A 19,860-nucleotide genomic window follows, 5' to 3' on the forward strand; every position below is an offset into this window, starting at 1 on the left:
CCGACGTCGAAGCGGCGCTGTCCCGAACTCCCGGCGTGCTGCGCGCGACCGAAACCGGGACCGCGCCCACCGGACTGCGCCGATGGGCGGTCGTGCTCGACGCGCCGCCCGCATCCGACCAGGCCTTCGCCACGATCACCGAGCTCCGCGACCGGCTCGCCGCGATCCCGGACGCACTGGTCGGCGGCAGCGACGCGCAAGCGCTGGACACCCGCTCCGCCGCGGAACATGATCGGCTGCTGGTCATCCCGATCATCCTCGGCGTGGTGCTCGCGATCCTGCTCGCGCTGCTCGGCGCGCTACCGGCCGCGCTGCTGCTCGTCGGCGTCACCGCGCTCAGCGCGCTGGCGGCGCTCGGACTCGGAAGCTGGCTGAGCACCCACCTTCTCGGCTTTCCCGCCATGGATACCAGCGTTCCGTTGTTCGCGTTCCTGTTCCTGGTCGCCCTGGGCGTGGACTACACCATCTTTCTCACCACTCGGGCCAAAGAGGAGACCCGCGCACACGGCACCACCGACGGCATCGTCCGTGCGGTGGCCACCACCGGCGCGGTGATCACCAGCGCCGGCATCGTGCTGGCCGCGGTGTTCTGCGTGCTCGGCGTGTTGCCGTTGATCACGCTCACGCAACTCGGCATCGTGGTAGCGCTCGGGATTCTGCTGGACACCTTCGTCGTCCGCACCGTCATCATTCCGGCATTGTTCAGCATTCTCGGTGACCGGATCTGGTGGCCGAGCAGACCGCACGCGAGCACCACCACGCCGGCTCCGCGCGACGGGCATCGTTACGCCGTCGGTTCGGCGCACCGATAGCCAATGCTTCGGCACGACAACGATAAAGGTCGACAGTGATGGAACATCAGGTCGGATCGATGTCGAACTCCCGATCGGATTCGGAGACAGCCCCTTCGCCGTATCGTCCCGGCGTGCAGGCGGCAGGTCTGGCGGTGTCGCTGTTGCTCGTGGCCGCCGCGGCCACCACCGGCAGCTTGTCCGCCACGTCGTCGGCATCGCAATATGACCGGCTGAACCAGCCTGCCTGGGCACCGCCCGCCTGGCTGTTCGGACCGGTCTGGACCCTGCTCTACTGCATGATGGCATTCGCCGCCTGGTGGGTGTGGCGCGGCGAACGCTGGCCGGCCGTGCGAATCGCCCTCGCCGCGTACGTCATCCAGCTGGCACTGAACGCCCTGTGGACACCGCTGTTCTTCGCCGCCGAACGTCGCGGTCTCGCCCTGATCGAAATCCTGGTACTACTCGTCACCCTGTCGGCAACGGTCCGCCTGTTCTCCCGGCACAGCCGACTGGCCGCCGCCCTGCTGGTCCCCTACCTCTGCTGGACGATCTTCGCCACCGCCCTCAATTTCAGTGTGTGGCAACTGAACAACTAACCAGGCCACCCGAATCCAGCCGCGGTGGCCGCGGCTGGTGACCGGCAACATCGCACCTGGATGCGCAGCGTGCTGTGATTGCCCGTTCCATGCTGCCCTGATAGCGTCCTTCCATTCAGTATTAATGCGGCTCGCAAGCGTGAACGGGGGGTGATCATTGCGCTGCGCTGGAGCAGTGTTCGAATCCGGCCGGTCTACGCGGCACGGGCTATAGCCCGCTCTCGCACCGGTTTACCGATTATCCGGGTTACCTGCACCGACCTGACGGCGGTGAATTGTGCGTGCACATCTTCTTGGAACCGAGCTTTCGGCATGATGTCCTACAACCAATTGCTGCGGACACGTTACGTTCGCGCGCTTCTGACCACCAACTTCATCGGCCGTATTCCGAACGGCAGCGGCACCGTCGCGATCCTCATCTATTTGACCCAGTCCGGGTTCAGTTACGGGCGGGCCGGACTCGCAGCGGCGGCCTACGGGATCGCGACGGCCATCGGCAGTCCGATTCTGGGCCGGGCGATCGATCGGACCAGACAGGTACCCGTCCTGCTGGCCAGTTCGATCGCTTCCGGCTGCGGATATATTCTGCTCGCCGTTGTCGATCCGACGCGGACAGCGATCCTGGTATTCGGCTGCGTCATCATGGCCGGGTTGTTCACCCCGCCGCTGGAGGCCTGCCTGCGGACCATCTGGTCCGCTGTGCTCCGGGACGACAAACTGGTTCATTCGGCGTTCGCATTGGACAGCGGGCTGCAAGAACTCATCTTCATCGTGGGCCCTTTGCTGGCCGCCGGATGCGCCGCCATGGTCAATCCGTCGTTCGGCCTCGTCTTCGTGACGGTGCTGTCCGTCGCCGGAACCGTCGCCTACTGTCTCATCGACCCGGTCGCCCGCTGGACGGCGCGGCGCCGGACCGCCGAACCGCCGATCCGCTGGTGGGGACCGCTGGGGCGAATAAGCGTCGATTCCATTCTGGTGTCCTTCCTGTTCATCGGCGCCGCGCTCGGGATACTGAACCTGACCGCGGTGGCATTCGCCAACGACAACCACAGCCCCGGCCAGTCGGGAATTATCCTCGGCGCCAACTCATTCGGCGCGCTGATCGGCGGAATCGCGTACGGCCGGCGGGCGCCACGCTCCGCGGCGGTCGACCATCTGCCCCTCCTGTGCGGGGCGCTCATGCTCGGATACGTCCCGACGGCCTGCGTCGGGCTGCTGGGGTCGTCGTCGCTGCCGATGCTCTGTGCCACCGTATTCGTGGCCGGAATTCCGCTGGCGCCGACCATCGCCGCCGCCTTCGTCGCGATTTCGACCCAGACCCTGCCCGGCACCGAAACCGAAGTCTTCGCCTGGCTGGTCTCTATGGTGCTGCTCGGCACTGCCGCAGGCGCCGCGATCTCCGGAATCTTGATCGCGGGCGGCGGCTGGGGTGCCGGCGGCGCCCTCATCGTCGTGCCACTCGTGATCGCCACGGTTACCACCTGGCTCGCCAAACAATTCAAGCTACCAGTCGTAACTCGAACCGAAAGCTTCGAAGATGAACCTATCGCGCCTTCCTGATATCGAGGGATATGCCGGGAGAACACGGATCGACGACCATCGCGCTGTCGCCCGAATAATGTCGCCCGGTGTCCGTGATTCGAAGGAAAAAGCATGATGACATCAGTGGACAGCCGGGGCGCGGTCGCGGACTACGCACCCGTGCCCGCCGGGATCGAATCGCGAGTCGCACCCCTGCGCCTGATGGCGGAGGTGCAGCAGCAGTCGGCCGCTCCGGGGGCGGGCCTGGTGCTCGTCACCCATCTGCTCGAAACATCCGTCGAGTACGTGCTGCGGCTGGCCGAATCCTTCGCACTGATCACCGTGATACCGGTGCCGTACTCGTTGAGCGCCGCGGCAGCTCTGGAGCTGCGCCGACGCGGCATCCCGCTGCGGACAGTCGAGTCGATCGCGGAGATCGCCCCGGCGGTGCTGGCGGCCGCGCGGTCCCACGGCGGCGACGTGATCGTCCAGGAGGTCGGTGGATACTGCGCGGAGATCACCGAAGACCTTGCCGCGGCTGGCGTTTCGGCAATCGTCGAGGATACGAACCAGGGGCTGTGGCGCTATCGGGCGGTCCGGGATCGGCGAGTTCCGATCTACACCATCGCCGACAGTCCGCTCAAGCGACTCGAAGATCGGCGAGTCGGCGACGGCGTCGCGCACTCGGTCGACGCGCTGTTCCGTTCCGAACTCAACCGGCTGGTCGGGAACCAGACCGTCGGGGTGCTCGGCTACGGCGGAATCGGCCGATACACCGCACAGGGGCTCAAGCGGATGGGCGCGCGCGTGCACGTGTACGACATCGATCCGATCGCCTCGGCCGGCGCGGCGACCGATGGCTTCGAAGTGCACGGCCGGACCCGATTGCTGCGCACCTGCAATGTCATCGTCGGCGTGAGCGGTCACCGCTCACTCACGGTGGCGGACTTCGAACTGCTCGATCACGACACGGTATTGGCCTCGGGCAGTTCGAAACAGGTGGAATTTCCGGTCGAAGATCTCGATGCCGAGGGCCGCGTCGAGCGCATATCCAAATATCTCGCGCGCATTGCGCTGGACGGGAAGAATACCTGGCTGCTCAACGAGGGCAGGCCGGTGAACTTCGTGCACAACAGTATTCTCGGCAATACCCTGGACCTGGTGTACACCGAGCTGTTCGCGCTCACCATCGCGGCCGCGCACGGTGTCGAGAACGGTGGACCGGACGGGATCAACCGGCTGCCGACCGAGCACCAGCGCAATTTCGCGGCCCGCTGGTGCCATCTCTATGGAGGAAAGAATGTTCCCGGCACTCGACGTTCGTGACCGCGTGCTCGAGCTGTTCGCCGCCGCCGACTCCGCGCACGATATGTCACACCTGGATCGGGTGGCGGGCCTGACCCGGACGCTGGTCGGCGCCGAGGGCGGCGACCTCGAGCTGGCGCTGTTGTCGGTATACCTGCACGACTGCCATCGGATCATCGAGCGACTTGAGCACAAGGAGCACGTGTCCATCGCGGAAGCGTGGGAAATGACGGTTCAGTTGCTGTCGGAGTTGAACGTCCCGGCGCGGGACTGGGATCGCGTCCGGCGGATCATCGATCAGACCTCCGCCTACTCGTTCGGGCAGGGGTTGCCGCCGGACTGGAGCATCGAGGCGGCGATCGTCCACGACGCCGACAATCTCGACGCGATCGGGGCGGTCGGCATCGCCCGAGCCTTCGCCTACGGCGGCGGACTCGGCGAGCCACTGTGGCAGCCGCAGGCCCTACCGTCCGACCACTACTCGCCCGGCAAGACCAGCTCGGTGCTCGCGCACTTCTACGAAAAGCTCTTTCGCCTGGAGTCGGACATGCTGACGGCGACCGGAAAAGCCCTCGCCCAGCAGCGGACCCTGGTCATGCGGGCGTTCGTCGGCGACTTCATCGACGAGTGGGAGCAGGCGCTCCCGGAGGCCGGGGCGCGCATCGCCGAATGGCGAAAGCGGCTGCCGGACAGGCCTACTCGGCCGTGGTCCGGCATCGATGACTGAGCGACCGGCCGGTCACGCCCACTTGTCGGCCGGTGCGCGCCAGGCGTCTATCTGATCGAGCATCGACTCGACGTCCTCGGCCACGATCAGGGCGTCGAGCAGGTGCGGTGCGAGAAAGCCGTCATCGACCATTCTCCGCAGCATCGCGAGCAGATGGTGCCAGAAGCCCTCGACGTCCAACAGACAGACCGGCTTCTTGTGCAGCCCAAGTTGCCCCCACGTCCACGCTTCGAAGAACTCTTCCAACGTGCCGGTGCCACCGGGCAGCGCCACGAACGCGTCCGCGCGCGCAGCCATGGCCGCCTTCCGCTCATGCATCGACTCGACGGTGTGCAGTTCGGTCAGCCCCCGATGGGCCAGTTCCTGGTTGATCAGATGGATCGGCATCACGCCGACGACAGTGCCCTTAGCCGCCAGGACGGTGTCGGCCAGCACACCCATCAGGCCGACATGTCCGCCCCCGTAGACAACCGCGATATCGCGTTGGGCGAGAGCGCGTCCGAACACCCGAACGCGATCGGCGACCGGAGGCTTACCGATCGAGGAGCCGGTGAAGACAGCGATGCTCCGAACCGACGATGTGGATGGCACGACCGCACCGTCCAGCTGGGTCTCTTGCATTTTCCCTCCCTCTCGATCGACCGGGCCGGGCAATACCGCGCCATCGTACCGACCTGTGCCACAACGGGTTCGCGCAGTCCCACGGCGCGTCGAGATCGACTACAGCAGGTCGGCGGCGGTGAACACGGAACGAACGACGATACCCGCGGCGCCGATCGCCTCGGCGCCCCCGCGATCGACGAGCAGCAGTACACCCACGACGGTGCCGCCCTCCTCCCGGACGGCATCGACCGCGATCAACGTGGAGTCGCCGGTGGTCGACGTATCCTCCACGATGAGGACCCGGGTGTCCCGAATGTCGCCGCCCTCGATCCGCCGCCGCAGACCATGCCGCTTCGGCTCCTTTCGGATGATGAGCGCGGGCAACTGCCTGCCGCGATCTCGGGCAGCGGTCATCGCGGCGATGGCCACGGGTACGGCGCCGAGCGCCAGTCCGGCGACCGCGTCGTAGCCCCAGTCCCGGGTGTGATCGATGATCGCGTCGCCGATGAGCTGGGAACCCCTGGGATGCAGGCTGATTCGGCGAAGATCGAAGTAGTGATCGGACGTCGCGCCGGAGGCCAGCGTGAACCGGCCACGTACCACCGCGTTCGCGCGGATGAGTTCGGCCAGCTCGCTCACGCGCCCGCTCCGCTCGCCACCCGCCCCCGATGGGCTACGCCGATCAGATCTCGATATCGCCGATAACCGTGCCGGGCGAGCGCTGCGCGCAGCTCCGCGGTGATGCGTACCGCGGCGTCGGGTTCCTCGAAGTTGATCGTGCCGATGGCGACCGCGGAGGCCCCGGCCGCCGTCAATTCGATGACATCCTGCCCGCTGCGAACCCCGCCGCCGCCGAGAATCGGGATGTCGGGCATGGCTTGATGGACTTGCCAGATGCACCGCACCGCGACCGGCCGGATAGCGGGCCCGGAAAGCCCGCCGAAGACGGCGGACAGCGAGGGACGCAGTGTCCGTGGATGAATGGCCGCGCCGAGCAGGGTGTTGATCAAGCTCAACGCGTCCGCGCCTGCCTCGACGCAGGCCCTGGCCACCTCGACGATGTCGGGGACGTCCGCACTGAGCTTGGCCGACAACCGAGTACGCGGCAACACCGCCCGGACCCCGGCGACGACTTCGGCCGCGGCGGTCGAATCCCGGGCGAAGACCTTGTTCTGGTCCGCCACATTGGGACAGGAGATGTTGAGTTCCACGGTGTCGACCGGCAGTTCGTGCGCGGCGATCCGCGCCGCGGCCGCGGCGTAGTCGTCGATGGAGTGCCCGGCCAGGGAAACGATCACGGTGGCACCGTGTTCGGTCAGCCAGGCCAACTGCTCGTCGAGTAGCGCGTCTATCCCTTCTCCCTGGAGGCCGATGGCATTGAGCATGCCCGCGGGTGTCCTGGCTGCCCGCACCGGAGGTAGGCCGTCCCATGGACGCGGCAGGACCGACTTCGTCACTACGGCGCCGATCCGGCCGAGATCGAGGAACGCACCGATCTCCCGGCCGTACATCGCGGTGCCCGACGCGAGCACGATCGGTGTGGTCAGTGGCAGGCCGGCCAGGTCGGCGGTGAGATCGACGGTGTCGGCTGCCGCGCTCATTCCGGGCTCCCCGTGGCCCCGAGCAGTTCCCACTCGATGGTGTCCGCCGCGAAGGCCGGACCCTCGACGCAGCCGCGCGCATACCGCCTGCGCAGTTCGCCGTCGCGCACCGGCACGGCACAGGTCAGGCACAGTCCGAGGCCGCAGGCCATGAACGGCTCGGTCAGGACCTGGCACGGCACCGTCCGGGCGTGGCATTCGCCGGCGATCGACCGCGCTATCGGCGTGGCGGCCGCGACCACGACCTGTCCTGGTTCGACCGCGGCGAGCAGGGCGCGCAGCCGGGGCGCCCAGTGCCGCGAATCCGGCGTCGCCGCAACGGTTATGGCTGCCCGGTCCGGGACATCCGCGAGCCAGGGCGTCGCGGTCTCGGTCACCGGTTCGGGGAAGAACACGTGCACCGCACAGGGCCGGTCCCGCCGGGACAGCTCCTCCGCGAGATGACAGGCGAACGCGACCCCGTGCCCCACGGCCACGATCAATACCGGCCCCGGTACCTCGGACAGACGCACCGGGCAGCCGAGCGCGCCGATCAGCGAGACGTGGTCACCGGGCCGCAGGGTGTCGAACGCGGTCCGAAAAGCGTTGCCGCGGTTCATGATGAAGCGAAGGACGCCGGACCTCGCGCGCGACCGGACCGCCGACGGTGACAGCATCCACCGGCCCGGTGGCCCCTGTTCCGGCGGCGCGGGCACCGAGACGAACTGCCCGGGTTCGAGCCGGCCCGCTATCCGCGGTGCGGCCAGCTCCACCAGCGTGTAGTGCGGCACGGTCGTGCAGGCGATTACCTCGGCGTCCTCCCGGACGGGCGGCGTGGACGAGCGTAGATCGATCATGATCCCTTCCTCGATGAGTAGACGACCTCGCCGTTCGAATCGTTGCGCAAACCCCACGTGACTTCGGCGAGCGTGTGGATCTCCCGGATCATCCGGCGTACCCGGGTGATCGAGCAGTTCTCCAGGTCGGACCCGTCGGCGTCGTCGTGCATGGCTTCCGCCTCGGTGACCACCACCTGCGTCGGCGCGCTGACGCAACCGAGTGCCCGCGCGACGGCACGGAGGTGATCACAGGCCTGAACGGCACTCAGCGAATGGCCGACCGCCACCACGCCGACCGGCTTGCCCTGCAGATCTTCCCGGCGCATCTGGTCCAGGCAGTTCTTGAGTATCCCGGAGTAGCTGCCGTGATAGCACGGTGTCACCCAGACCATGCCTTCGGTCTGCGCCGCCTGGGATCTGAGGTCGGCCAGCGCCGAGCGACCCGAATTGTGGTGCACCAGCGGAACGGGGTGGTCGACCAGGTCGCGCAGGACCGGCCGGCTTCCGCCGTCCGCGATGGTGCGGCAGATCAGCTCGGACACGGCACGGGTGCGGGACGCGGGCGCCGCCGCGCCGGCGAGCACGAGCAGCCGTCTGGGCACGAACATCCGGGTCACTCGGCCATCTCCACTCGCTTCTCCGGCGCCATCGCAATGACCGGCCGAGGATTCAGCGCGCGGCCGACGCCGTCGAGCAGGGAGGTGGTGTCGTAACCGAAATACTGGGCGGCGGCCAGGCGCACCGGGTCTCCCGAGTGGTACCGCTCGTACTGCATCTGCCGCTGCCCAAACGCACTTCCGGACGCGTCCCAGGCGAGTTTGAGCAGACGAACCCGCTCTTCCCCCGATACGCCGCGGCCGCGGAAGAACGGTTCGACCACGGGCCACAGCTCGCTGCGCAGATCTTCTTCGGCCGGAGTGCCGAGAAGGCTTCCGCCGCCGAGTATCTGGATGACCTCGAGCATGCGGGCGGTCAGCTTGGGAAAGTGGTAGCGCAGCGCCATGATCGGCTCGATGGCCGGCGTGTGGGTCCCCCACACGGAGGGCCCGGCGTTCGCCTCGGCAGCCAACACCCCCGCCTTCGCGAGCTCGAGCGCACCCAGGACTTCTCCGAGCATCTCCTGCACGTGCAGGAATGCGTTGGTTCCCGACATCTCGGCGAGCGCGATGGCGATGCCGACCAGCAGCTCGGCCTTCGCGGCGCCACGGACGATGCCGTGCTGTCCGGTGTGATGGCGGGCGGTGGTGACGTCGTACATGCGGTTGGCGGCGTCGACGTCACCGTAGAAGAACACCCGGTCCCAGGGCACGGTGACATCGTCGAAAATGCAGGTGGCATCCATTTCGTCGTACGCGGCCAGCGGGTTGCTCACCGATCGCCCCGGGTCGCTGACGAAGGGTTCCCGGCAGACGATCCGCACGCCCGGCGTCGCCACCGGTATCGAAAAGGCCACCGTGTATGCCTCATCGCCGGGATGGTATTTCGGCAGCGGGAACACGACGATCTCGTCCGCGATCGGCACGAGCGTGCCGATCAGCTTGGCGCCACGAACGACCACGCCCTCGCTTGTTTCGCGGACGATTCGCAGATGGATGTACGGGTCGTCCTGGTCGTTGGAGCTGCGCCCACGATCGGCGGGCGGATTGATGGTGGCGTGCGAAAGGAACAGGTCGCTGGTCCGGCACTGCGCGTGGAACGCGCGGATGTTGCGGCCGAACCGAGGGTCGACCGAGGCGAAGAAGGCGTCGGCGGAGGCGAAGGCGGTGACCGCGGTGTTCACGAAATCCGGTGAGCGCCCGAGCAATCCGAACGTGGCCGCCGCGGTGGCACGGAAGGCCGCCCCGCGCCGGCGCAGCGCGTGCGCGTCGCGCGGTGCGGTCAGCGAGACCGGAAAGAGCTGCCCGTCTTCCTGATCGACGAGCACGTCCTGGAGTTCCGGATCGTGCTGGAGATCGTAGAGGCGCGCCACGCTGTGTGCGACGCCGGCCAGGGCCGGCTCCGCCAGAACATCCGGCACCCTGCGGCCGGTCAGCCAGACCTCACGCCCGTCGCGCAGGCCGCGCAGGTAGTCCGCTCCCGTGCGAATCATGCCCGCACCTCCCCGAACGGCCGGTCGACCGGGTTCGCCGTCGCCGCAGGCGGATACATCGGCGTGACCGTGTGCCGCAGCAAAGCCGCGGACGTGCCGAACAGGCTGCCGGGCAGGATGCCCTGCCCGCGCAACCACTGATCGTCATACGACTCGTACAGGTAGTTCACGCCGCTGTCCGGAGCGATCGCAAGCACCACCTGTCCAGGATTCGCCGCCGCATAGGTCAGCGCCGCGAAGACCGCGGCACCCCCCGACTCGCCCAGCAGCAGGCCCTCCTCGGCGGCCAGCGCCCGACAGATCGACAACGCCTCGGTGTCGGCGACGCGGTGCAGCGAGTCGACCAGTTCGCTACGCAGATTCGCCGGAATCCAGCTCAGCCCGATACCGCGCATCTTGTACGGCGCGAAAGGATGCCCGAACGCCGCCGACCCCACCGCGTCGACCGCACGCACGTGCAGCCCGGGAAAATGGTCTTTCAACGCGCTGCTCAATCCGATGATATGCCCGCCGGTACTGACCGCGACGACCAGCGCATCCAGATGGTCGAAATCCTTGACGATCTCCGGCGCGGCGAATCGGGTGTACGCCCTCGGGTTGTCCGGGTTGTTGTACTGATCGAGGTTGCGCGCGCCCGGAATCTCGTCCAGCAGCTGACGTACCCGCTCGATCCGCGTCTTCTGATAGCTGCCGTTGCCGTCGGGCCTGGTCACCATGTCCAGTTCCGCGCCGAGGCTGGCCGCGTAGGACAGCACCGATTGCGGAGTCTTCGGATCCACCACCAAAATGACCCGGTAACCCTTGACGGCGCCGATGAGCGCCAGCGATTTACCCAGATTGCCCGAGGTGGATTCGATCAATGTGGCCCCCGGGCCGAGATAGCCCCTTTTTTCGGCGGCCTCGACCATGTACAACGCGGCCCGGTCTTTGATGCTTCCGGACGGATTGGCGCCCTCGAGTTTGACATAGATGCGGTCGGCGCGCCGGGGCAGCAACTTCCGCAAGCGCACGACCGGCGTATCGCCGAGCGTTTCGAGCACGTTCTCGTAAATCATGTGTTCTCCTGGAATACGGCTTGGGTGACCTCGACGAGCGGTCAGGGCAAAACGATCAGGTCCCGAGTCGAGGTCGTGAGCAATCGATTTCCGCCGACCTCGACAACGAATGGATCCTCGACATGGACACACCCGAATCCGAATTCGTAGTACGGCGTCTCGATGTTGACGACCGTGCCGGGCTCGAGTTCGGTGGTGCTGTCCGGCCGGATGAGCACCGGGTCATAGACCTCGACACCGATTCCGTGACCGACATGATTGCGGCGGTAGTGCGGGATGCCGGCTTCCCGGACGCGGTCGGTGGTCAGCTCGAATAGTTCCGCGCCGGACATCCCGGGCCGCGCCTGATCCAACGCGGCCTGTTCCCCCGCGAGCACCGCGCTATACAACTTGTCCAGCCGCGCGTCGGGTTCGCCCAGGGTGCACACGCGCGCGATGTCGAACCAGTAGCCGCCGACGACCGCGCCGACGTCGAACCAGACCGCCTGCCCCCGGCGCAGCGCCGTCCCGGTGGCGCGGCGCTGACCCGCGACCGCGTTGGCTCCGATCCTGATGAGGGTGAACTTCGCCGCACCACCCTGCGCGGCGACCGAACGATTGAATTCGCGAACCAACTCCCGCTCGGTCACCCCCTCCTCGGCGATGGCGATCGTCGCGCGAATCGCGTTCTCCCCGACGGCCGCGGCGGCCGCGATCAACTCCAGTTCGCGCTCGGTCTTTACTTGGCGCACATACCGCAGATGCTCGGCCGCCGGCACGATCTCCCACCGCGGCAGGCGCTCGGCCAGCGCGTCGACGAACGTACTCGGCACACCGTCCTCGTCCAGTCCGATTCGGCCGCCGCCCGGACAGACCGTGCGAATCGCATACGCCAGCGCGGACAGCGCGTCGTCGAACCGGGACCCCACGGTGACCTGACGAAGCCACTCGTCTTCGGGTGTCATCGTCACCTCCTCCTCCGGCACCTCCCGGTAGAAGGCGCCGTAGGCAACGGCTTCCACGATCTTCTCGTCGGCGTCGAGAAACTGGTCTATCTCGCAGCCGCCGCAGACGAAAATCGCCCCGTCTCCGGTATTCCAGGGCAGCGCGGCGAACGCCCGCCCGGAATGGGGAAACATGCCGAGATGCACACTGTCTATTCCGGTGAGGTAATACAGATTCTCCGCGGTACTACCGACCACGGCATCGAGCCGGAAATCGCTCATCCGCTGTTGCAGGCGTGTGTGGTTGATACGCATGAATTGAGCCCCCATATAGTTTTGTCGATATCGACGCCGTATCGAGTCAGTCCGATCGAGCGGTACCGATCGACGATTCCTCGACGTCGTCCTTGTCGTTTACGGCCAGGTCGTATTTCGGCAGGGCCAGCAGCGGCGCCACCCACAGGACGGCGAAGCCGGCCAGGGTGAGCGCGGTATGACCACCTTCGAGCGCGGCGCCGACGAGTGGCGTGCCGATGACGATGAGAAAGTTGGCGTTGGCGTTCATCAAACCGATCGCCGCGGCGGGCCGCTCGGCGTGACGGCGTTGCGCGGAGGCAAAGGTCGCGGCGAACGGCAGGCCCGAGGCGACGCCGAGAATCACCGCCGCACCCAGGGCGACGGCGAACGGGCCACGGTGCGCCAGCGCAAGCACGGCCGCGCCGCCGATCAGCAACGAACCGAACGTCCAGCCGCGCATCCGCAGCGGGTGGCGGCGAGCGAGATACCCACCGGCCGGGCGGCTCACCACCGTCGTCAGCAAGATCAGCGAGGCGGTCCCTTCGGCCGCGGCACCGGTCATCCCCCATGTCCGTTGCAGAATCAGGGCGGTCCAGTTGCTGAGCACGATGCTGCCACCGAAGGTAACGGTGTGCACGGCGGCCAGCCGGTACAGCTGAGCATCCGCCAAAACCGTTCCACCCCTAGGCATCTCCGGCCGCACCGGGCGATCGAACCGCCCTGCCGCGAACGCGGTGGTCGCCGGGGACAGCAGGACGGCAAGGCCGACGCAGGCGATGGCCACGCAGGTGAGCCAACTTGCCCGCCAGCCCAGCAGCCCGACGGTTCCGGGCACGACGACGAGTGCCACACCGCCCGCCGCGGCCGCGAACCCGCCGAACAACCCCTGCCCCATGGTTCCGGTACCGCTTCGCCGAGCGGCCTCCGCGCCGGCCACGTAACACATGGACGCGCCTACGCCTGCCGCCGCACGACACACCAGCGCCAGAGTGAACGACGGAGTCAGGGCGCCGATCGAATAGGCCACGGCTACGAGGACCAAGCCACTGCCGCCGGCGCGCCGCACACCGAAGCGGTCGATCAGCGCACCCGCGGGCAGCTGAAATGCCGCATAGGTCACCGCGAATGCCGAAGTCAGCGCGCCGACGCCGGCCAGCCCGACGTGATAGGTGTCCGCAAGGCGGGAGGCGGCCGCGCCCGTAGCCGTCAGCGACCACCCGGCGGTGCCTCCGAGCAGGCACGAAGCCGCCAGCTGAGTGGACGTTTCCAGTCCATCGCCGAGCCTGCCGATTCGATTACGCATGCCCCTCCGACCGCTCTCCCACCAGCAGTTCGATGCCCCGTCGCAGAGGACGGGCTGGCAACCTGGACGTTAGCAACCGGCAATGCCGTACTCAATTGATTCACCCGATGATTTCGGTGGCCCGCCGCAGGGTGCGCAGGCGGCCGGAACCCGCTCCGCCACTGGATGTTCGGGCCGAAGCGGATCGGGGCACCACCGCCTTCACGAACCAGCCTTCTCCAGCCGGTCGGCCAATTCCTGCCAGGTCCGGGCGTTGGCGCGCGCGAGTTGGGCCAAGGCGCCCCTGGTGTGGTGCGGAGCCTGGACAGCCAGCCGTTCCCACGTGCACATGTCCGCGGTGCCCGCGGCCAATCGCCGCAGCAACGCCTTGCCGGTATCGGTGAACTTCAAGGCCGGATCGTTGCGCAAGCTTCGTAAAATCAGCTGCTGAACCGGAACCGCGCGCGGCCGGTCGTCCGCCTCGCTGGGCCGAGATGCTTTGCGGCCCAGCGGCACCGCGGCCGAATGACGCGCCGTGTCGCGAACCCGCTTGGCGGTCGCCACCGAGATCCCCGCGTGCTCGGCAATCTCGCGCAACGAGGCGCCCGGGTGGTTCGCGATGAAATCCGCGGCGCGGTCCCGGCCTTCGGACAGCTCCAGCCGATACACCTTGCCGTCCTGGCCCAACCGGCTGTTCAGGTGGGGATTCTCCCCGGCGGAACACCGCCGCATCTTGCCGACCGTCTTGTGCGACAAACCGGCGACGTGCCCGATCAACCGATCCGACCATCCGGAATGCGACGCCAGCAGTCGCTCCGCGGCCCGCTTGCGATCGGCGATCGACAGCGGGAGGCCGTGCGCTACGTTTGCCTGTACCGCCAGCACGAACGCGTCTTCCGGGCTGCCGTCGAAGTACTTGATCGCGATCGTCTTCCGGCCCGACGCCAGCGCCGCCTGTATCCGGTGCGCGCCGTCGATGATGCGCATCGTCGACCGGTGCACGATCACCGGAGGCAGTGGCTCATCCGTCTCGGCCAGCAGGCGAACGTGTCCCGGGCTCAGGCCGTCGACGCGCGGTGAACTGCCCGGCAGAATCGACGCGATCGGGACAACCTCCACTGGCGCGGACGACATACGCGCGAGCACCTCGTGCACGACCGACGCCGTACCGCCGCGGTGGCCGGTGGAGACGAGGACGCGATTCGGGCCTACCAATTCTCACCCCCGGAACGACGCGCACTGATGGCAGTCTTGTCCGGCTCCTCGACCCCGGCGCCGGACAGTAATGGCCAACCCTTGCGCAACACGAAATCCAGCCACGCTCCGCAGGCCTGGGAGGTCAGCACGGCGGTGACGACGAGGGTGGTGAAGAAGGGCGCGTTGATGATTCCCGCGTCGAACGCGACGCTGGCCAAGACGATGCCGGGTCCGCCGCGGGCGTTGCGGGTCACGGCCAGGTTGACGATGTCGAGGCGCCGGAAGCCGGCCAGCCGGGCGGCCAGGCCGGTGGACAGCAGGGCCGCCGCCGAGGAGCCGAGCAGAAACGCGACCAGCATGAGCGGCGCGAAGCCCTTGGTGAAATCGAGCCGGTACCCGACGACCGCGAAGTAGAGCGGGATGAACACGGCCGCGGAGACCTGCTCGATAGCCGTCAGCGGAACCCGAAAGCGTTGTTGTTCGGTGCCTTTCACGCCGCCGGCGATGCCGAAGCCGGCGAGGAGCGCGGCGAAGGCCAGCGTGACGTCCAGTGCCGCGGCGACGCTGACGTAACCGAGAACGACCACCATGATCCAGGCGATCGGGGCGTTCCTGGCGACGATGTTGCACCGGGCGCGACCGAGCCGGCGCAGCAGCGGTGGCATGACGGTCATGGCGACCAGCACGTAGAGGACGTTGGCAGCCACATGCACCGCCACGGCTTCGGCCAGCGCGCCCCCGCTCGCGGCGACGGTAGCCGAGGCGATCGCGGTGGCCAGCGCCAGCACGCTCCAGAGCACGATGTCTTCCACGACGGCGACGCCGAGGACCAGGCTCGCGAACCGGGTGTGCAGGATGCCCAGGTCGTAGAAGATCTTGGTGATCACCGGGATCGAGGTGACCGCCGTCGCGATGGCGAAGACCAGGAGCACGGCGGGTTCGCTGCCCGCGGCGCCCAGGAAATCCGCCAGGGGCAGCAGCGGGGCCACCGCCAGCGCGAGGAAGAACGGCAGCGGCGTCCCGACGCCGAGCAGCCAGGCGGTCGGCCGCCAATCCTGCTTGCCCAGAATGTTTCTGGCGCTCGAGCCGGACACGAACATGAGCAGCAGCAGCCCAAGATGGTAGAGGAACCCCAGCACCACCGTGGACGGATCCTGGGCGTCGCCGCCGAATATCCGCGCCATCGCCTCGGGTGCCAGCAGCCCGAGCAGCGACGGACCGAGCAGGATGCCTGCCGCGATCTCGCCGACCACCTTCGGCTGGCGCAGCATCGCGGCGAGCTGTCCCAACAGGTTGGCGCCGGCGATCAACAGCAGCAGCGCCAGAGTCAGTGCTCCCAACGTTTCCGTGGACATACGTCTCCCCTGCGAGTGTGCTCACCGGCGAAATCCAGGGCGCTCTTGGAGCCGGGTTGTCTTCGGCGACAACACCTCCGGCCCGGCGTCGAGCGCAGGCCATGGTTCGCTCGCGATCCGCCGCGTCACTGTGCCGGCCACGACAAAGGCGGCGGCGAAGGGAAACCAGGCGATGGCTCCCCAGGCGGCGAGCAGCGAGACGATGGCCGGGCCCACCGAGTGCTGTACGCCCACGCCGATACTGAACACCGCGAGGTGCGCACCGCGCTCGGCGCTCGGCGCGTGCTCGTAGGACAGCTCCCACGCCCCGGCGACCTGCAGTGACTCGCCCACGGTCAACGCGACCACGCCGACGACCAGGGCGATGGCGCCGTAGCCGGGCGCCAGCACGGCCACGGCCGCGAAGCAGACGCACGTCACGGCCAGCAGCACCCCGGCGGCCTGCTCGGCGCGGGCCGCGCCCCGCATGGTGGCCGACCACCGGCTCAGCCTGCGTTGCAGCACGACCACCAGCACGGTGTTCAGCACATACATCGGTGGCAGCATCGCCGCCGGGAGATCGGTCTGGTTGAGCACATACAGGGGCAGGGCCAGTTGCAGGATGGTGTCGTGCATCAGCAGCACGACGTTGAGCGCGGCCAGGGCGAGGTAGCGCGGCCTGACCCGGCGGCGCGGCCGGTCATCGGCGGTGATCCGCGGCGCGCGGACATTGGGGATGCCGGACAACAGGATTCCGGCCACCGCGAAGGAGACCGCGTTGCCGATCGGCAGCACGTCATAGGCCGTAGTGGTCCCGATCGCGATCGCCGTGCTGGTCACCAACCCGCCCAGCGCGAAGCCCGCATTGCGGATCGCCCGGAGGTAGCCCATGGTTTCGCTGCGCCGCTCGGTGCCGACGGTGGCTCCCACCATCGCCTGAAACGCCGGGGCGGCAAGCCGATCCAGCACGGTCACCACAGTGATCAACACGGCGAATGCCACCATATCGCCGGCGAAGAGAAACAACGGATAGAGCGCCGCGCGGCCGAAGTGCGTGATCCGGAGGACACGCCGATAGCCGAAGCGATCGGACAGCATGCCGAGCGGAGTCACGGCGGCGAGCGCCACGGCGCCGGCGAGCGCGAGACCGCCGGCGATGACGGTGATGCCCAGCCCGAGCCGCTGGCTGAAATACACCGCGGCGCCTGCGGCGAACACCCCCGTACCGACCGCGTCCGCCAGCGCGGAACCGGCGATCCGGCCTGCCCCGGCCGGGGGTAGGACCACGGTGCGCAGCGCCTGCCAGCGGGTCACGGCTCGATCACGACTTCCAGCCGGGCTGCCGCCTGTTCCGCTGCGGCGCTGGCGGATTCGGCATCGGCGGCGACCGCCGTGCAGTACGCGATCCGGTCGTCCGAGTCGCGCATCGGCACGACCAGCCGGTCACCGGCCTCCTTGAGTACCGTGCAGCCGGTGACCTGCGCGACCGCGGTGGCCTCATCGAGACGGTCAACGCGAAGCAGACGACCGGCGGCGTGCGGAACCCGGTACCGGATCGCCCCGGCCCGCGACGCACGATCGGGCTCGGCGAGCATCGCGTCGAGGACCGGCAACATCGGCGCACCCAGCGACTGCCGCACCGCCAGGTCGACCAGATCGATACCCGCCGCCGCGTGCAGCAACTGCGGGATCTGATCACCGCCCGCACGAGTGTGCGTCTCCACGACTCGTGGACCGCCGACCGTGCGGATCAGCTCGGTGTGGGTCGGGCCGAACGCGATGCCGAGTGCGTCCAGCACCGAGCGCACATAGGCGGCCACCGGCTCGTCGGCGGCTGTCGCCGCGCGGACGACGTGCCCGATCTCGACGAAGCCCGCGTCCTTGAACTTGCGCGTGATCCCGACGATCCGGTGCACGCCACCTTCGGAGAACGCCTCGACGCTGATCTCTTCGCCGTCCAGATAGCGCTCGACCAACCGGCCGCCGTCCATCCGCGCCAGTGCCGCGTCCAGTTCCGCCACGGTCGACACCCGGACGATGTGCTCGCTCCCGGAACCGCTGCGCGGCTTGACGATCAGCGGCAGTCCGTACTCGTCGGCGAAATGCTTCAGGTCCTGAGGCGTGTCGACCGCCGCCGCCGGGGTGTCGTCGATGCCGTGCGCCCGAAGCCGTTGCCGCATCAGCGTTTTGTCATATACCCGGGCGATGACCTCGGGAGCGTGGAAGGGCAGGCCGAGCGCGGCCGCGATCGCCGCCGCGCTGTGCTGGTCGTATTCGCCGAAGGCGCCGACCGCGTGCACCGGCTCGAGCTCGTGCACGCGGCGAGCGAGCGCGACCCATTCGCCGATCGGGGCCGAGTCGCCGAGCGCGATGACCCTGGCACAGTCACGGGGGTGGCGAATCTTGTGCAGCCGGGGCACCGCGACCATGACGGTGATCCGAAGGTCCGGTTGCCGGCGCCGCAGGATCGGCGTGACATCGCGGGCGCCGCCGACCAGCAGGAAATGCCGGATCATCGCGCCCCGCCGGTGGACACGGTGACCGTGGCGAACAGCCGGCGCAGCCAGCCTTCCAGCGCGTCGGGATCGGGCCCGGCGATCATGCCGGAAAAGGCGACGTGCTCAGGCACGTAGCCGGGCGCGGTCGTGGTCGGCGCGCCCTGCGGATGAATCCGGTGCTTCACCAGGATGGGATCGGCGAGCAGCCGCGGCGGCACCGTGATGGAGACCGGCGCCCCCGCGTAGACATGCCCGGGAAAGAGGAAGTCGCCGTAGTAGAGCTCGGACGCGGGCGCGTCGATCAGGTCGGTCGCCAGCTCGCCGCGGACATCGGTGGCCATGTCGACGGAGTGCAGGTGGACACCGCTGCGCCGCAACAGCATCTCGCCGAGATGGCCGCCGCCGCCGCGGGCGGCGACCTCGAGGAAGGCGGGTCCGTCCGCGGTCATGATCGCCTCGAGGTGGAAGGTCAGGGTCTCGCCGCCGAGGGCACGCACGCACTCGCACGCCCACGCCGCGAGATCCGCCGCGTCGTGCTGGACCGTCCCGGAGGGACTGCCGTTCCCGTAGTCCAGGCAGGTTCCGACATACCGGGCGGCCTGCACCGCCACCGGCTCACCCCGGAACAGGAATCCGTCGACGGCGCAGACCGGGCCGTCGAGATACTCCTCGATCTCGTACCGCTCGGTGAAGCCGGGCTCGCCGCCGCGCTCGGCGATCAGCGCGCGGGCCTCGGCGTAGTCCGCGCAGACGACGATCCCCCGGCTGGCATTCGCGTCGCGCGGCTTGACCACCACCTTGCCGGACCACGGCACCCGCTCCGGCATGGCCGTGACCGGGAACCACCGCGGCACACGAATTCCCGCACCGGCCAGAATCTCCTTCATGACGACCTTGTCGCGGAAGCGCAGCGCGGTCGCCGGCCGCATGCCGGGGATGCCGAACTCCTCGCGCAACTCGGCCGCAGGCATGATCAGCAGCTCGCGCCGGGCGAAGATCCGATCGAACGGCGGCCGCTCGCGCAGCCACGGCCGGAGCTGATCCGCCACCGGCCGATCAGGCGTCAATTCCTTCTTGCCGCAACGAATTTCGGTCGGAATCTCGCGGAGGCGTTCGGCCGGCCCGGCGTAGACCACGTCGTGCTCGTCGTGGTCGAAGGCCCGCTCGTACCTCATCCGGGCGAAGGCGCTGTCGTGCAGAACGAGCAGTCTCATGCCGGG

19 protein-coding genes are annotated in these 19,860 nt (G+C 68.2%); 5 read left to right on the plus strand and 14 right to left on the minus strand.

The features are described from left to right. The 5 genes from ACFQ9K_RS08035 to ACFQ9K_RS08055 form a co-directional block, all read left to right on the plus strand. On the plus strand, positions 1–812 hold an 812-nt coding region (locus ACFQ9K_RS08035; protein WP_378982959.1), incomplete at its 5' end, for an MMPL family transporter. Between the two features lie 113 nt (positions 813–925). Then, on the plus strand, positions 926–1,390 hold the full coding sequence (locus ACFQ9K_RS08040) for a TspO/MBR family protein (RefSeq protein WP_378720931.1): 465 nt from the start codon (positions 926–928) through the stop codon (positions 1,388–1,390). Between the two features lie 312 nt (positions 1,391–1,702). Then, positions 1,703–2,950 (plus strand): MFS transporter, encoded by a 1,248-nt coding sequence (locus ACFQ9K_RS08045; RefSeq protein ID WP_378720930.1) that lies wholly within the window; start codon positions 1,703–1,705, stop codon positions 2,948–2,950. A gap of 93 nt (positions 2,951–3,043) precedes the next feature. Then, complete coding sequence (locus tag ACFQ9K_RS08050) at positions 3,044–4,237, plus strand: NAD(P)-dependent oxidoreductase (protein WP_378720929.1); 1,194 nt, start codon at positions 3,044–3,046, stop codon at positions 4,235–4,237. Then, complete coding sequence (locus ACFQ9K_RS08055; protein ID WP_378720928.1) at positions 4,212–4,943, plus strand: HD domain-containing protein; 732 nt, start codon at positions 4,212–4,214, stop codon at positions 4,941–4,943. The genes ACFQ9K_RS08050 and ACFQ9K_RS08055 overlap by 26 nt, the downstream gene beginning before the upstream one ends. Before the next feature lie 12 nt (positions 4,944–4,955). Here ACFQ9K_RS08055 and ACFQ9K_RS08060 read toward each other — a convergent pair whose 3' ends face one another. The 14 genes from ACFQ9K_RS08060 to ACFQ9K_RS08125 all read right to left on the minus strand — a co-directional run bounded on the left by ACFQ9K_RS08060 (position 4,956) and on the right by ACFQ9K_RS08125 (position 19,854). After that, the gene (locus ACFQ9K_RS08060) at positions 4,956–5,597 is read right to left on the minus strand and encodes a TIGR00730 family Rossman fold protein (protein WP_378720927.1); all 642 of its coding nucleotides are present in this window, start codon (positions 5,595–5,597) and stop codon (positions 4,956–4,958) included. Between the two features lie 66 nt (positions 5,598–5,663). Then, the gene (gene pyrE, locus ACFQ9K_RS08065; RefSeq protein WP_378720926.1) at positions 5,664–6,185 is read right to left on the minus strand and encodes an orotate phosphoribosyltransferase; all 522 of its coding nucleotides are present in this window, start codon (positions 6,183–6,185) and stop codon (positions 5,664–5,666) included. Continuing rightward, the gene (locus tag ACFQ9K_RS08070; protein WP_378720925.1) at positions 6,182–7,147 is read right to left on the minus strand and encodes a dihydroorotate dehydrogenase; all 966 of its coding nucleotides are present in this window, start codon (positions 7,145–7,147) and stop codon (positions 6,182–6,184) included. The genes pyrE and ACFQ9K_RS08070 overlap by 4 nt, the downstream gene beginning before the upstream one ends. Beyond that, positions 7,144–7,983: a hypothetical protein gene (locus ACFQ9K_RS08075; RefSeq protein WP_378720923.1), complete on the minus strand. Its 840-nt coding sequence runs from the start codon at positions 7,981–7,983 to the stop codon at positions 7,144–7,146. Before ACFQ9K_RS08075 ends, ACFQ9K_RS08070 begins: the two co-directional genes overlap by 4 nt. After that, positions 7,980–8,573 (minus strand): NADPH-dependent FMN reductase, encoded by a 594-nt coding sequence (locus tag ACFQ9K_RS08080; RefSeq protein ID WP_378720922.1) that lies wholly within the window; start codon positions 8,571–8,573, stop codon positions 7,980–7,982. The genes ACFQ9K_RS08075 and ACFQ9K_RS08080 overlap by 4 nt, the downstream gene beginning before the upstream one ends. Positions 8,574–8,578: 5 nt before the next feature. Then, on the minus strand, positions 8,579–10,054 hold the full coding sequence (locus ACFQ9K_RS08085; RefSeq protein WP_378720920.1) for a 4-hydroxyphenylacetate 3-hydroxylase family protein: 1,476 nt from the start codon (positions 10,052–10,054) through the stop codon (positions 8,579–8,581). Then, entirely contained in the window at positions 10,051–11,109 is a 1,059-nt protein-coding gene (locus ACFQ9K_RS08090) for a PLP-dependent cysteine synthase family protein (RefSeq protein ID WP_378720918.1), read from the minus strand. Before ACFQ9K_RS08090 ends, ACFQ9K_RS08085 begins: the two co-directional genes overlap by 4 nt. Positions 11,110–11,150: 41 nt before the next feature. Continuing rightward, positions 11,151–12,347 carry a M24 family metallopeptidase gene (locus ACFQ9K_RS08095; RefSeq protein WP_378720916.1) on the minus strand — a complete coding sequence of 399 codons (1,197 nt, stop codon included), beginning with the start codon at positions 12,345–12,347 and terminating at the stop codon, positions 11,151–11,153. 46 nt (positions 12,348–12,393) lie between these two features. After that, positions 12,394–13,632, minus strand: coding sequence for a nitrate/nitrite transporter (locus ACFQ9K_RS08100; RefSeq protein ID WP_378720915.1), 1,239 nt, complete (start codon positions 13,630–13,632; stop codon positions 12,394–12,396). A gap of 201 nt (positions 13,633–13,833) precedes the next feature. After that, complete coding sequence (locus ACFQ9K_RS08105; protein ID WP_378720914.1) at positions 13,834–14,745, minus strand: ParB/RepB/Spo0J family partition protein; 912 nt, start codon at positions 14,743–14,745, stop codon at positions 13,834–13,836. Between the two features lie 74 nt (positions 14,746–14,819). Beyond that, positions 14,820–16,163, minus strand: a complete 1,344-nt coding sequence (locus ACFQ9K_RS08110; protein ID WP_378720913.1) for a cation:proton antiporter — start codon at positions 16,161–16,163, stop codon at positions 14,820–14,822. A gap of 21 nt (positions 16,164–16,184) precedes the next feature. Then, complete coding sequence (locus ACFQ9K_RS08115) at positions 16,185–17,456, minus strand: MFS transporter (protein ID WP_378720912.1); 1,272 nt, start codon at positions 17,454–17,456, stop codon at positions 16,185–16,187. Continuing rightward, positions 17,453–18,658, minus strand: a complete 1,206-nt coding sequence (locus ACFQ9K_RS08120) for an acetyl-CoA carboxylase biotin carboxylase subunit family protein (protein WP_378982964.1) — start codon at positions 18,656–18,658, stop codon at positions 17,453–17,455. The genes ACFQ9K_RS08115 and ACFQ9K_RS08120 overlap by 4 nt, the downstream gene beginning before the upstream one ends. Then, positions 18,655–19,854 (minus strand): acetyl-CoA carboxylase biotin carboxylase subunit family protein, encoded by a 1,200-nt coding sequence (locus ACFQ9K_RS08125; protein WP_378727219.1) that lies wholly within the window; start codon positions 19,852–19,854, stop codon positions 18,655–18,657. Before ACFQ9K_RS08125 ends, ACFQ9K_RS08120 begins: the two co-directional genes overlap by 4 nt. Between the last annotated feature and the right edge of the window lie 6 nt (positions 19,855–19,860).

The sequence above is a fragment of the Nocardia sp. NPDC056564 genome, from assembly GCF_042793755.1.
Taxonomy (GTDB): domain Bacteria; phylum Actinomycetota; class Actinomycetes; order Mycobacteriales; family Mycobacteriaceae; genus Nocardia.

What these genes read in the sequence shown, in the direction of transcription:
- ACFQ9K_RS08045 (WP_378720930.1), top strand. Translation starts at nt 1,703, where the DNA reads ATGATGTCCTACAACCAATTGCTGCGGACACGTTACGTTCGCGCGCTT.
- ACFQ9K_RS08050 (WP_378720929.1), top strand. Translation starts at nt 3,044, where the DNA reads ATGATGACATCAGTGGACAGCCGGGGCGCGGTCGCGGACTACGCACCC.
- ACFQ9K_RS08055 (WP_378720928.1), top strand. Translation starts at nt 4,212, where the DNA reads ATGTTCCCGGCACTCGACGTTCGTGACCGCGTGCTCGAGCTGTTCGCC.
- ACFQ9K_RS08070 (WP_378720925.1), bottom strand. Translation starts at nt 7,147, where the DNA reads ATGAGCGCGGCAGCCGACACCGTCGATCTCACCGCCGACCTGGCCGGC.
- ACFQ9K_RS08075 (WP_378720923.1), bottom strand. Translation starts at nt 7,983, where the DNA reads ATGATCGATCTACGCTCGTCCACGCCGCCCGTCCGGGAGGACGCCGAG.
- ACFQ9K_RS08080 (WP_378720922.1), bottom strand. Translation starts at nt 8,573, where the DNA reads ATGTTCGTGCCCAGACGGCTGCTCGTGCTCGCCGGCGCGGCGGCGCCC.
- ACFQ9K_RS08085 (WP_378720920.1), bottom strand. Translation starts at nt 10,054, where the DNA reads ATGATTCGCACGGGAGCGGACTACCTGCGCGGCCTGCGCGACGGGCGT.
- ACFQ9K_RS08090 (WP_378720918.1), bottom strand. Translation starts at nt 11,109, where the DNA reads ATGATTTACGAGAACGTGCTCGAAACGCTCGGCGATACGCCGGTCGTG.
- ACFQ9K_RS08095 (WP_378720916.1), bottom strand. Translation starts at nt 12,347, where the DNA reads ATGCGTATCAACCACACACGCCTGCAACAGCGGATGAGCGATTTCCGG.
- ACFQ9K_RS08100 (WP_378720915.1), bottom strand. Translation starts at nt 13,632, where the DNA reads ATGCGTAATCGAATCGGCAGGCTCGGCGATGGACTGGAAACGTCCACT.
- ACFQ9K_RS08105 (WP_378720914.1), bottom strand. Translation starts at nt 14,745, where the DNA reads ATGTCGTCCGCGCCAGTGGAGGTTGTCCCGATCGCGTCGATTCTGCCG.
- ACFQ9K_RS08110 (WP_378720913.1), bottom strand. Translation starts at nt 16,163, where the DNA reads ATGTCCACGGAAACGTTGGGAGCACTGACTCTGGCGCTGCTGCTGTTG.
- ACFQ9K_RS08120 (WP_378982964.1), bottom strand. Translation starts at nt 18,658, where the DNA reads ATGATCCGGCATTTCCTGCTGGTCGGCGGCGCCCGCGATGTCACGCCG.
- ACFQ9K_RS08125 (WP_378727219.1), bottom strand. Translation starts at nt 19,854, where the DNA reads ATGAGACTGCTCGTTCTGCACGACAGCGCCTTCGCCCGGATGAGGTAC.